Genomic DNA, 12018 nt, shown 5'->3' with positions numbered 1-12018 from the left:
GGCGTTGTCCGACCTGCGCGTTAGGGTCCGTAGATACGAGGGCAGGGGAGTTGCTGAAAGTGCGCGGGGCGCACCGCACGGCGCCGGCCCCCGGCCCAGAAGACGACGCTAAGACGGCCCCGAGCCGTCCGACAACGAGCAGGTGGACACGTGACGATCCCGATGCCTTCCGCCGCCGCTGAGCCGACCTCCGGTGGCCTCGGCGACCAGGTCTACAACCGGCTGCTCGGCGAGCGGATCATCTTCCTCGGCCAGCCGGTCGACGACGACATCGCCAACAAGATCACGGCACAGCTGCTGCTCCTCGCCGCTGATCCGGACAAGGACATCTTCCTCTACATCAACTCTCCGGGCGGTTCCGTCTCGGCGGGTCTGGCGATCTACGACACCATGCAGTACATCAAGAACGACGTGGTCACCATCGCCATGGGCCTCGCCGCCTCGATGGGCCAGTTCCTGCTGAGCGCCGGCACCCCGGGCAAGCGCTTCGCGCTGCCGAACGCCGAGATCCTCATCCACCAGCCCTCCGCGGGCCTGGCCGGCTCGGCCTCCGACATCAAGATCCACGCCGAGCAGCTGCTGCGCACCAAGAAGCGCCTGGGCGAGCTCTCCGCTCTGCACACCGGCCAGACGCTGGAGCAGTGGACCAGGGACGCCGACCGCGACCGCTGGTTCTCCGCCGAGGAGGCCAAGGCGTACGGCCTCATCGACGACGTCATGCCCTCCGCCGCCGGCGTTCCGGGCGGGGGCGGCACCGGGGCCTGAGCCCCGGCCCACGCCTCGCAGTCGACCCCAGCCCTCTTTCGCCACCAGGACGGTGAACCTCCAGATGAACAACTTCCCCGGAAGCGGCCTCTACGAGCGCACCAAGGCCGAGCTCTCCGGCATGACCGCCGAGTCCCGCTACATCGTTCCGCGCTTCGTCGAGCGCACCTCGCAGGGCGTGCGCGAGTACGACCCGTACGCGAAGCTCTTCGAGGAGCGGGTGATCTTCCTCGGGGTGCAGATCGACGACGCCTCCGCCAACGACGTCATGGCCCAGCTGCTGTGCCTGGAGTCGATGGACCCGGACCGCGACATCTCGGTCTACATCAACAGCCCCGGTGGCTCCTTCACCGCGCTGACGGCGATCTACGACACCATGCAGTTCGTCAAGCCCGACATCCAGACGGTCTGCATGGGCCAGGCGGCCTCCGCGGCGGCCGTGCTGCTGGCGGCCGGCACCCCGGGCAAGCGCATGGCGCTGCCGAACGCCCGGGTCCTGATCCACCAGCCCTTCAGCGAGACCGGCCGCGGCCAGGTCTCCGACCTGGAGATCGCCGCCCGCGAGATCCAGCGGATGCGCCAGCAGCTGGAGGAGATGCTGGCCAAGCACTCGTCCACGCCGATCGAGAAGATCCGCGAGGACATCGAGCGCGACAAGATCCTCACCGCCGAGGAGTCGCTGGCGTACGGTCTGGTCGACCAGATCGTCTCGACGCGGAAGACCTCCGTCTCCGTCTGATCGCGTTCTTCTCGCGAAGTTCACGCGAGGTTCGCGAATTGCGCCGGAGCGTTGCCCCCTTGGACCGGCTCGGGACCGAGTGAACCGAGTCGGTCCAAGGGGGGCCCGTACGGGGGGCCCGGCAAGGTACCGTCGATAGGCAAGCACCCGGGTCCGCGGAGCAATGCGGATCCCAGGCGAAGGGGATTCACCTCGTGGCACGCATCGGTGACGGCGGCGACCTGCTCAAGTGCTCGTTCTGCGGAAAGAGCCAGAAGCAGGTGAAGAAGCTCATCGCGGGACCGGGTGTGTACATCTGCGACGAGTGCATCGATCTCTGCAACGAGATCATCGAGGAAGAGCTCGCCGAGACCTCCGAGGTGCGCTGGGAGGAACTCCCCAAGCCCCGCGAGATCTACGAGTTCCTCAACGGCTACGTCGTCGGCCAGGAGCCCGCCAAGAAGGCGCTCTCGGTGGCCGTGTACAACCACTACAAGCGCGTCCAGGCGGGCGAGAACGGCCCCGGCCGCGGCGACGAGGGCATCGAGCTGGCCAAGTCCAACATCCTGCTGCTCGGCCCCACCGGCTCCGGCAAGACCCTGCTCGCGCAGACCCTCGCCCGGATGCTCAACGTCCCCTTCGCGTTTGCCGATGCGACCGCGCTGACCGAGGCCGGCTATGTCGGCGAGGACGTCGAGAACATCCTCCTGAAGCTGATCCAGGCCGCGGACTTCGACATCAAGAAGGCCGAGACCGGCATCATCTACATCGACGAGATCGACAAGGTCGCCCGGAAGAGCGAAAACCCGTCGATCACCCGGGACGTCTCCGGCGAGGGCGTCCAGCAGGCCCTGCTGAAGATCCTGGAGGGCACCACGGCCTCGGTGCCGCCGCAGGGGGGCCGCAAGCACCCCCACCAGGAATTCATCCAGATCGACACCACCAACGTCCTCTTCATCGTCGGCGGTGCCTTCGCCGGCCTGGAGAAGATCATCGAGGCCCGGTCCGGCGCCAAGGGCATCGGCTTCGGCGCCACCATCCGCTCCAAGCGCGAGATCGAGTCCAAGGACCAGCTCCAGGACGTGATGCCGGAGGACCTGGTGAAGTTCGGGATGATCCCCGAGTTCATCGGCCGTCTCCCCGTCCTCACCTCGGTCCACAACCTCGACCGCGAGGCGCTGCTGCAGATCCTCGTCGAGCCGCGCAACGCCCTGGTCAAGCAGTACCAGCGGCTCTTCGAACTCGACGGCGTGGAGCTGGACTTCGACCGCCCGGCCCTGGAGGCCATCGCCGACCAGGCCATCCTCCGCGGCACCGGCGCCCGCGGCCTGCGCGCCATCATGGAGGAGGTCCTCCAGGCGGTGATGTACGAGATCCCGTCCCGCAAGGACGTCGCCCGCGTCGTCATCACCGCCGACGTGGTCCACTCCAACGTCAACCCCACCCTCGTCCCCCGCACTCGCGGCGACTCGGGCGAACCCCACGAGAAGAGCGCGTAGCCGCACCACCCCGCACTCTCAACACCACCGCCCGGCAGCACAGTTGCTGCCGGGCGGTGGTGCGTGCCGGTACGGATGGCCCGGCGCCGCTGCTCTGCTACTTCTCCTTGCGGACCTCGTTGCGGATCTTGGCGGTCTTCTCCGCGAGCTGTTCGGCGCTGGGGGTGGTGGCGGAGCCGCCGCCGTTGGGGTCGGGCGCGGCCACCATGGAGACGATGCCGAGGGCGCTGTTGTCGCCCCAGATGCAGGTGGAGGCGGTGACGGGCACGCTCATCCCGCCGGCGGCGATGGTGATCTTCTGAGTCCGGCACTTCACGACGTCGCCGTCGAAGTCGCTCGGTGAGTACTCGGTGACCGGCGTGACGTCCTCGACCTTGCGGCCGGTGGTCGTCTGCTTGAGATTCTCGTCGATCTTGGCGAACGCCTGGGTCACGGCGCCCTGCGGGTCGGCGACGCTTCCGTACAGACCGGACACCGACAATTGCAGCCCGGTGGCGTCCTTGTATTTGCCGCCGACACCCTTGCCGTTGGTGATGCCGAGGGCCTTGGCGTCCTTGTCGTTCGAGAAGTTCTCGGTACCGCCGCCGGCCTGTCCGGGCACCTGAACCTTGCTGAACTGCCCGCTCAGCAGCTTGTCCGGCAGCGCGATCGTGTAAGGCTTCACCTTGCCGCCCGAGCCGAAGACGAAGTACGCGCCGACGCCGATGGCCGCGACGACCGCGACGGCGCCGATGATCAGGCCGATCTTCTTGCCGTTGCCGCCGGTCTCCGGCTCCTCGGGGATCATCCCGTAGGGGGTCTGCTGGCCGCCGTAGGGAGTCTGCGGGCTGCCGTAAGGGGGCTGCTGGCCGTACGGGCCCGGCTGCTGGGGCTGGCCGTAAGGCGGCTGCTGCGGCGCCTGCTGCGGGAACTGTTGCTGCGGGGCCTGCTGAGGGTAGCCGTAGCCCTGCTGGGGAGGCACGGGGCCGCCCTGCTGGGGAGGCACCGGGCCGCCCTGCTGGGGGTAGCCGTAGCCGGGCTGCGGGGCGGGCGGCTGCGGCTGGCCGTACGGGCCCGGCTGCTGGGGCTGCTGGCCGTACGGGCCCGGCGGCGGCTGGTTGAAGCTCATGGAGCGGTTCCCCTCGTGACTGCGGTGACTCCGGAAGGCCGCGCGAGGCGTCCGGGCGTCGGCGTGGTGTTTATGCGCTCCCGACATCCTGTACGACGCCGCTGACAGCCGGTGCCCCGGGGGCCAAACCGATTCGAAGCTGCTACATGGGCGCCCGTACACTGTCGGTCGTGACCGAGAACACTCAGCAGAAGCACAGCGTCCCCGAACTGCCGACTCAGTACACGCCGGCCGAGGTAGAGGGGCCGCTGTACGAGCGCTGGGTAGAGCGGGGCTACTTCGAGGCGGACGAGAAGAGCGAGAAGCCTCCGTACACCGTCGTCATCCCCCCGCCGAACGTCACCGGCTCGCTGCACCTGGGCCACGCCTTCGAGCACACGCTCATCGACGCGCTCACCCGCCGCAAGCGCATGCAGGGCTACGAGACGCTCTGGCAGCCGGGCATGGACCATGCCGGTATCGCTACCCAGAACGTCGTCGAGCGCGAACTCGCTAAGGAGGGCGTGTCGCGGCACGACCTGGGGCGCGAGGCGTTCGTCGAGCGCGTCTGGCAGTGGAAGGGCGAGTCCGGCGGCCAGATCTCGGGCCAGATGCGTCGGCTCGGTGACGGCGTCGCGTGGTCGCGGGAGCGCTTCACCATGGACGAGGGCCTCTCCAAGGCCGTCCAGACGATCTTCAAGCGGCTCTACGACGACGAGCTGATCTACCGCGCCGAGCGCATCATCAACTGGTGCCCGCGCTGTCTGACCGCCATCTCCGACATCGAGGTGGAGTACCAGGACGACGACGGCGAGCTGGTCTCGATCCGTTACGGGGACGGGGACACCTCCATCGTCGTCGCCACCACCCGTGCCGAGACGATGCTCGGCGACACCGCCGTGGCCGTTCACCCGGAGGACGAGCGGTACGCCCACCTCGTCGGCACCGAGATCGAACTGCCGCTGACGGGCCGGCGGATCCCGGTCGTCGCCGACGAGCACGTCGACCCGGAGTTCGGCACCGGTGCCGTCAAGGTCACCCCGGCGCACGACCCGAACGACTTCGAGATCGGCCGCCGGCACGACCTGGCCAGCCTGGCCGTCCTCGACGAGCGCGGCGTGATCACCGCGCACGGCCCGTTCCAGGGGCTGGACCGCTTCGAGGCCCGGTCGGCGATCGTCGGCGCGCTGCGCGCCGAGGGCCGGATCGTCGCCGAGAAGCGCCCGTACACCCACTCCGTCGGGCACTGCTCGCGCTGCAAGACCACCATCGAGCCGCGGCTGTCGATGCAGTGGTGGGTCAAGGTCGGACCGCTGGCGAAGGCCGCCGGCGACGCGGTCCGCGAGGGCAAGGTCGCCATCCACCCCAAGGAGATGGAGTCCCGGTACTTCGGCTGGGTCGACAACCTCCACGACTGGTGCATCTCGCGCCAGCTGTGGTGGGGCCACCGCATCCCCGTCTGGTACGGGCCGAACGGCGAGGTCGTCTGCGTCGGACCCGAGGACGAGGCACCCACGGGCGAGGGGTGGCACCAGGACACCGACGTTCTCGACACGTGGTTCTCGTCGGGTCTGTGGCCGTTCTCCACCCTCGGCTGGCCCGAGCAGACCCCGAGCGTCGAGAAGTTCTACCCGAACTCCGTCCTGGTCACCGGCTACGACATCCTCTTCTTCTGGGTCGCCCGGATGATGATGTTCGGCCTGTACGCGATGGACGGCACCCCGCCGTTCCACACCATCGCGCTGCACGGCATGGTCCGCGACCAGTTCGGCAAGAAGATGTCCAAGTCCTTCGGCAACGCGGTCAATCCGCTGGACTGGATGGACACCTACGGGTCGGATGCGGTGCGGTTCACGCTCGCCCGCGGTGCCAACCCGGGCGTCGACGTGCCGATCGGCGAGGACTGGGTCCAGGGCTCCCGCAACTTCGCCAACAAGATCTGGAACGCCACCCGCTTCGCGCTGATGAACGGCGCGACGGTGGAGGGCGAACTCCCGCCCGCGGAAGCCCTGTCGGCGACCGACCGGTGGATCCTGTCCCGGCTCAACTCGGTCGTCGCCGAGGTCGACGCGTACTACGACGACTACCAGTTCGCCAAGCTGTCGGACACCCTCTTCCACTTCGCCTGGGACGAGGTCTTCGACTGGTACGTGGAGCTGTCCAAGACCACCTTCGCGGCCGGCGGCCCGGCGGCCGACGCCTCGCGCCGGGTGCTCGGCGAGGTCCTCGACGTCACCCTGCGGCTGCTGCACCCGGTCGTCCCGTTCGTCACCGAGTCGCTGTGGACGGCGCTGACCGGCGGTGAGTCGGTGGTCGTCGCCGACTGGCCCAAGGACTCTGGCTTCCGGGACGCGGCGGCCGAGCGGGAGATCGAGACGCTCCAGCAGGTCGTCACCGAGGTCCGCCGGTTCCGCTCGGACCAGGGCCTGCAGCCGGGCCAGAAGGTGCCCGCGCGGCTGGACCTGACGGGCACCGCGCTGGCGCCGCACGAGACCGCGATGCGCTCGCTGCTGCGCCTGACGCCGGCCGGCGAGGACTTCACCGCCACCGCGTCGCTGCCGGTCGCCGGCGCCACCGTCGCCCTGGACCTGTCCGGCGCGATCGACGTCGAGGCGGAGCGCAAGCGGCTGACGAAGGATCTGCTCGCCGCCGAGAAGGAGAAGAAGCAGGCCACCGCCAAGCTGGGCAACGACGCCTTCCTCGCCAAGGCGCCGGAGCAGGTGGTGGACAAGATCCGCGGCCGGCTGGCGACCGCGGAGTCCGACATCGAGCGGATCAGCTCGCAGCTGGCGGCCCTGCCCACCGCGTAGTCGGCGCCCCCGGCCGGCCGCCGGGACCCGCGCCCTCCTCCGCAGGCCCCTCGTCCGTACGGGCGGGGGGCCTGCGCCGTCCCCGGCGCCCCCGCCGGCCGCCGCGGTCGCCCCGTTCCCGGACCGGCCAGAGCAGGACGTACGCGGTGGAGACCGCCACGAACGCCAGCCGGATCAGGCCCCGCGCCGAGTCGTCGGGGACCGCGAAGACGCTGCCGTAGAGGACGAGCAGCGCCAGCCAGCTCCACCACGGCACCAGGCGGCGCTGCCCGATGACGTCCCACAGCAGCGTGCCGAGCAGGACCGACGCGGTGTAGTAGGTGTAGACGCTGGGGTCGAGGACGATCCGGGCGTTGGCGCCGAGCAGGACGACCGCCGCCCACCGGCCCCGCCAGACCGCGAGGCCGCCCAGCACCAGCCCGAGGGCGAACTGCGCGGGCCGGACCCAGCCGGGCGTCTCGGGGTCGTCGGCGCCCAGCCAGCGCAGCGCGGACGCCGGCTGGTTGGGGATGGCGAACTTGGCGGCGGCGAAGGATTGGGCGTCGCCGAGGAAGAACGGCAGCCAGGCGACGGCGACCAGCCCCGCGCACCAGAGGCCGGCCTTGAGCCACTGGTGCCGGGGGAGCGCCAGCAGCAGCGGGACGAAGGCCAGCGCGGTCGGCTTGGAGTCCATCGCCAGCGCCAGGAACGCGCCGGTCAGGACCGCGTTGCCGCTGGTGACCGCGCGGACCGCGAGGGCGGTGAAGAACAGCGCCAGGACGTCGTCGAGGTGCCCGAAGCGGACCGCGACCTCGATCCACATGGGGATGAACGCCAGCCCGGCGATCAGTACGCGTTGCCGCAGCCGCTGGTGGTTGGTGCCGGTGCCCAGGAAGTGGTGGGCCGCGCTGCGGCCGGCCAGTACCAGGATGACCAGGCCCAGCGCGGACATCAGGGCCGCGGCCAGGAACTGCCCGGTGGCCTCCGGGAACGGGTTGAACAGCCCGGCCGTCAGGAAGCTGATCGGCCCCATCTGGAGCTCGGGGTGGTGCGCGTAGAGGTTGAGGCCGCCGGTGCCGTCGCCGGAGCTGCCCTGGTAGATCAGCTCGCCGCCGGTGCGCAGATAGTGCCAGGAGAAGCCGCCGTGCGGCTCGACGATCATGAACCACAGCACGGTCCATGCGGTGAGCAGCACCAAATGCATCCGCTGACTGATTGCCGGCACGCCTCTTCAGCTCCTGCTTTCCACACACTCTTCGCGACGACCGCGGTCGCACGTTCTTGCGGTCCGGGGGCTTTTCAGACCCCGCCGTCTAAGAGGGCCTGCGGCGGCGGAAAGGTTGTCCCGCCCGGCGGTCCGATCCCTCACATCGAGGGGTTACGCGCTTTTCATGACGCTCTCATGAAGGCGAGGCACCGTGGACCGGAATGCCGGGGTTCCGGCGGAAACGCATGCCCGGTCCCGTCCCGCACACCGAGGAGCCGCGCCCATGAACAAACCCCTGCGACGGATCTCGGTCGTCTGCCTCGCGCTGATCCTGGCGCTGATGGGCTGGGCCACCTGGATCCAGGGCGCCAAGGCCAGCGACTACCGGGAGGACCCGCACAACCCGCGGGTGAACATCGCCCGGTACTCCTCGCCGCTGGGCAACATCCTCGTCGACGGCCAGCCGGTCACCGGCTCCGCCGCCACCTCCTCCTCGCTGAAGTACAAGCGGACCTACAAGGACGGCCCGCTCTACGCCCCGGTCACCGGCTTCTCCTCGCAGATCTTCGGCAGTACCCAGCTGGAGAGCCTCTACGGCCCGCTGCTCGGCGGCACCGACAGCCGTCTCCAGAGCCCCGCCGACACCCTGCTGCACGAGCGCCCCAAGGCCGGCGACGTGTCCGCCACCATCGACGCCAAGGTGCAGAAGGCCGGTTACGAGGCGCTCGGCGGCAAGACGGGCGCGGCCATCGCCCTGGACCCGGCGACCGGCCGCATCCTGGGCATGGTCAGCACCCCGTCGTACGACCCGGGGAAGTTCGCCGGGTCCTCCGCCGCCGACCAGAAGGCGTGGCAGGCCCTGACGAAGGACGGCGGTCAGCCGAACCTCAACCGCGCGCTGCGCCAGCCGCTGCCGCCCGGCTCCACCTTCAAGCTGGTGGTGGCCGCGGCCGCGCTGGAGAACGGCCTGTACGCGTCGGTGGACCAGCCCACCGAGAGCCCCGACCCGTACACCCTCCCGAACACCCGCACCCAGCTGACCAACGAGAGCGCCTCCGCGCCCTGCAAGAACGCCACCATCCGCACCGCGCTCCAGTACTCCTGCAACACCGTCTTCGCCAAGATGGCCGTCGACCTGGGCAAGGACAAGGTGCGGGCGCAGGCCGAGAAGTTCGGCTTCAACGACGCCAAGATGGACGTCCCGGTGCGCGCCACCAAGAGCGTCTACCCCTCGGCCATGGACCAGGCGCAGACCGCGCTCTCCGGCATCGGCCAGTTCGACGACCAGGCCACCCCGCTCCAGATGGCGATGGTCGCCTCGGCGATCGCGGACGGCGGCGACCTGAAGTCCCCGCAGCTGGTCGACAAGCTCACCGACGGCGGCGGCAACACCCTCCAGCAGAACGGTCCCCGGACCTACCGCAAGGCGATGTCCGCCCGGACCGCCGCCCAGCTGCGCTCGGCGATGCAGACGGTCGTGGACAAGGGCACCGGGTCCAACGCGAAGATCGACGGGGTGACCGTCGGCGGAAAGACCGGCACCGCCCAGCACGGCGTCGACAACAGCGGCACCCCGTACGCCTGGTTCGTCTCGTACGCCGACGACGGCAAGGGGCACCGGGTCGCGGTCGCGGTGATGGTCGAGGACGGGCACGCGGCCCGCAACGAGGTCTCCGGCAACGGCCTGGCCGCCCCGATCGCCAAGGCGATGATGCAGGCCGCGCTGTCCTGACCGGGGCGTGGCGGGCGGGCGGCCGGTCCGGGGAAGCGGCGGCGCGAGGGGCGCCGCAGGCCCGTTGTCGGTGGCGCCTCGTAGACTTGTCGTCGTGAGCGAGCGCCCCCAGAACGACGACCCCGACCCGACGCCCGACCCGGCCGACGCCTTCGAGGAGATGGTGGAGGCCGAGACGCAACGCGACCCCGACCTCGCCGTGATCGAGGCCGGCAGCCGGACCCTGCGCGCCCAGGCCGGGCCGCCGCAGGGGGACCAGATCCCGGCCCGCCCCGCCGACCCGGAGGTCGACCGCGCGCTGCGCGCCGTCGAGGAGGAACTCGCCGGCCGCTGGGGCGAGACCAAGCTGGACCCGTCGACCGCGCGCATCGCCGCGCTGATGGACATCCTGGGCTCCCCGCAGCGCGCCTACCCGTCCATCCACATCACGGGGACGAACGGCAAGACCAGCACCGCCCGCATGATCGAGGCGCTGCTCGGCGCCTTCGAGCTGCGCACCGGCCGCTACACCAGCCCGCACATCCAGTCCGTCACCGAGCGGATCAGCCTGGACGGCAGCCCGATCTCCGCCGAGCGCTTCATCGAGACCTACCGCGACATCGCGCCGTACGTCGAGATGGTCGACGCGCAGCAGGAGCACCGCCTCTCCTTCTTCGAGGTGCTCACCGCGATGGCCTTCGCCGCGTTCGCCGACGCCCCGGTGGACGTCGCGGTCGTCGAGGTCGGCATGGGCGGCACCTGGGACGCGACCAACGTCATCGACGGCGACGTCGCCGTGATCACCCCGATCTCGCTGGACCACACCGACCGGCTGGGCGCGACGCCCGAGCAGATCGCCGGCGAGAAGTCCGGGATCATCAAGAAGTCTGCTACGACAGCGGCCGGCGCCGCGGGCACGGTCGTCATCATGGCCCAGCAGCCGGTGGAGGCGGCCTCGGTGATGCTCAAGCGCGCCGTCGAGGTGGACGCCACGGTCGCCCGCGAGGGCATGGAGTTCGGCGTGCTCTCCCGCGAGGTGGCGGTCGGCGGCCAGATGCTGACCCTGCGCGGGCTCGGCGGCGAGTACCCGGAGGTCTTCCTCCCGCTGCACGGCGCCCACCAGGCGCACAACGCCGCGGTCGCGCTCGCCGCCGTCGAGGCGTTCTTCGGCATCGGCGCCGGCCACGCCCGCACCCTCGACATCGACACCATCCGCGCCGCGTTCGCCGCGGTCGCCTCGCCCGGCCGGATGGAGGTGGTCCGGAGCAGCCCCACGGTGGTGCTGGACGCGGCGCACAATCCGGGCGGCGCGCGGGCGGCGGCCGACGCGGTCAGTGAGGCGTTCGGCTTCAGCCGGCTGATCGGTGTGGTCGGTGCCAGCGACGACAAGGACGTCCGGGGCTTCCTGGAGGCGTTCGAGCCGATCTTCGCCGAGGTCGTGGTGACGCGTAATTCCAGCCAGCGGGCGATGGATCCGGACGAGCTGGCCGCCGTCGCGGTGGAGATCTTCGGTGCCGAGCGGGTCCAGGTCGAACCGCGGCTGGACGACGCCCTGGAGGCGGCGATCACCCTCGCCGAGGAGGAGGGCGAGTTCGCCGGCGCCGGCGTGCTGGTGACCGGCTCGGTGATCACGGTCGGCGAGGCCCGGCTCCTCCTGGGAAGGAACTGACCATGCGCACCCTGTGTGCCGGCACCCTGATCGGGGAGTTCTTCGTGATCGGCTTCGCCGGCCTGGTCGCGATGCAGCTCACCGACATCTCCCGGGCCACCATCTGGATCGTCAGCGGCATCGCGATGCTGCTGAGCCTGCTGCTGTGCGGGATGCTGTCCCGCCCCGGCGGGGTGCAGCTGGGCTGGGCACTCCAGATCGCCCTGATCGCCAGCGGCCTGGTCGTCCCCACGATGTTCTTCCTCGGCGCGGTCTTCGCCGCCCTGTGGTGGGCCTCGGTCCACTTCGGCCGCAAGGTGGACGCCGCGAAGGCCCGCTTCGCGGCCGAGGCGACGGCGGCGGGCTGAGCCCATGTTGTCGGCTTCCCCGCCGTAGGGGTTCGCCTTGCTTGCGCCTGGCGGCGCTTGCCGTTGCGCCTGACGGCGCGTTTTCCGGCCCGCTTCGCGGGCGTTGTTGGTCCGCTGCGCTTGGCTGGCTTCCCACGTTGCCGGGTTCCCCGCCGTTGCGCCTGGCGGCGGGCCGGTCCGCTGCGCGGGGCTGTTGGGTGCGGTGCCGGGCCTGCGGGGCAGGGGG

9 protein-coding genes are annotated in these 12018 nt (G+C 70.4%); 7 read left to right on the top strand and 2 right to left on the bottom strand.

What is annotated here, in order from left to right:
* Positions 1–162: 162 nt before the first annotated feature.
* The 3 genes from B073_RS0114870 (at position 163) to clpX (ending at position 2982) form a co-directional block, all read left to right on the top strand.
* Positions 163–765 (top strand): ATP-dependent Clp protease proteolytic subunit, encoded by a 603-nt coding sequence (locus B073_RS0114870; protein WP_026247382.1) that lies wholly within the window; start codon positions 163–165, stop codon positions 763–765.
* 64 nt (positions 766–829) lie between these two features.
* Positions 830–1504 (top strand): ATP-dependent Clp protease proteolytic subunit, encoded by a 675-nt coding sequence (locus B073_RS0114865; protein ID WP_026247381.1) that lies wholly within the window; start codon positions 830–832, stop codon positions 1502–1504.
* A gap of 194 nt (positions 1505–1698) precedes the next feature.
* The gene (gene clpX / locus B073_RS0114860) at positions 1699–2982 is read left to right on the top strand and encodes an ATP-dependent Clp protease ATP-binding subunit ClpX (protein WP_018538878.1); all 1284 of its coding nucleotides are present in this window, start codon (positions 1699–1701) and stop codon (positions 2980–2982) included.
* A 97-nt stretch (positions 2983–3079) separates the two neighbouring features.
* Here the strand turns inward: clpX and B073_RS0114855 are convergent, their stop codons facing one another.
* Positions 3080–4090: a hypothetical protein gene (locus B073_RS0114855; protein ID WP_018538877.1), complete on the bottom strand. Its 1011-nt coding sequence runs from the start codon at positions 4088–4090 to the stop codon at positions 3080–3082.
* Positions 4091–4260: 170 nt separating this feature from the next.
* Here B073_RS0114855 and B073_RS0114850 point away from each other — a divergent pair, with 170 nt between their 5' ends.
* Positions 4261–6879, top strand: a complete 2619-nt coding sequence (locus tag B073_RS0114850; protein ID WP_026247380.1) for a valine--tRNA ligase — start codon at positions 4261–4263, stop codon at positions 6877–6879.
* Here the strand turns inward: B073_RS0114850 and B073_RS39990 are convergent.
* Entirely contained in the window at positions 6845–8062 is a 1218-nt protein-coding gene (locus B073_RS39990) for a hypothetical protein (RefSeq protein WP_018538875.1), read from the bottom strand. The two genes, B073_RS0114850 and B073_RS39990, sit on opposite strands and share 35 nt — an antisense overlap.
* A 286-nt stretch (positions 8063–8348) precedes the next feature.
* Here B073_RS39990 and B073_RS0114840 point away from each other — a divergent pair, with 286 nt between their 5' ends.
* The 3 genes from B073_RS0114840 to B073_RS0114830 all read left to right on the top strand — a co-directional run bounded on the left by B073_RS0114840 (position 8349) and on the right by B073_RS0114830 (position 11792).
* The gene (locus B073_RS0114840) at positions 8349–9797 is read left to right on the top strand and encodes a peptidoglycan D,D-transpeptidase FtsI family protein (RefSeq protein WP_018538874.1); all 1449 of its coding nucleotides are present in this window, start codon (positions 8349–8351) and stop codon (positions 9795–9797) included.
* A 94-nt stretch (positions 9798–9891) separates the two neighbouring features.
* A complete protein-coding gene (folC, locus tag B073_RS0114835) occupies positions 9892–11445 on the top strand; it encodes a bifunctional tetrahydrofolate synthase/dihydrofolate synthase (RefSeq protein ID WP_018538873.1) in 1554 nt (517 codons plus the stop codon).
* Between the two features lie 2 nt (positions 11446–11447).
* Positions 11448–11792 carry a DUF4233 domain-containing protein gene (locus B073_RS0114830; RefSeq protein WP_018538872.1) on the top strand — a complete coding sequence of 115 codons (345 nt, stop codon included), beginning with the start codon at positions 11448–11450 and terminating at the stop codon, positions 11790–11792.
* The last annotated feature ends 226 nt before the right edge of the window (positions 11793–12018 follow it).

It is taken from the genome of Streptomyces sp. MspMP-M5 (genome assembly GCF_000373585.1).
In the GTDB taxonomy this organism is placed as follows: domain Bacteria; phylum Actinomycetota; class Actinomycetes; order Streptomycetales; family Streptomycetaceae; genus Streptomyces.
The sequence above is the reverse complement of the archived record's forward strand: the minus strand, read 5'-3'. Positions and strand labels throughout refer to the sequence as shown.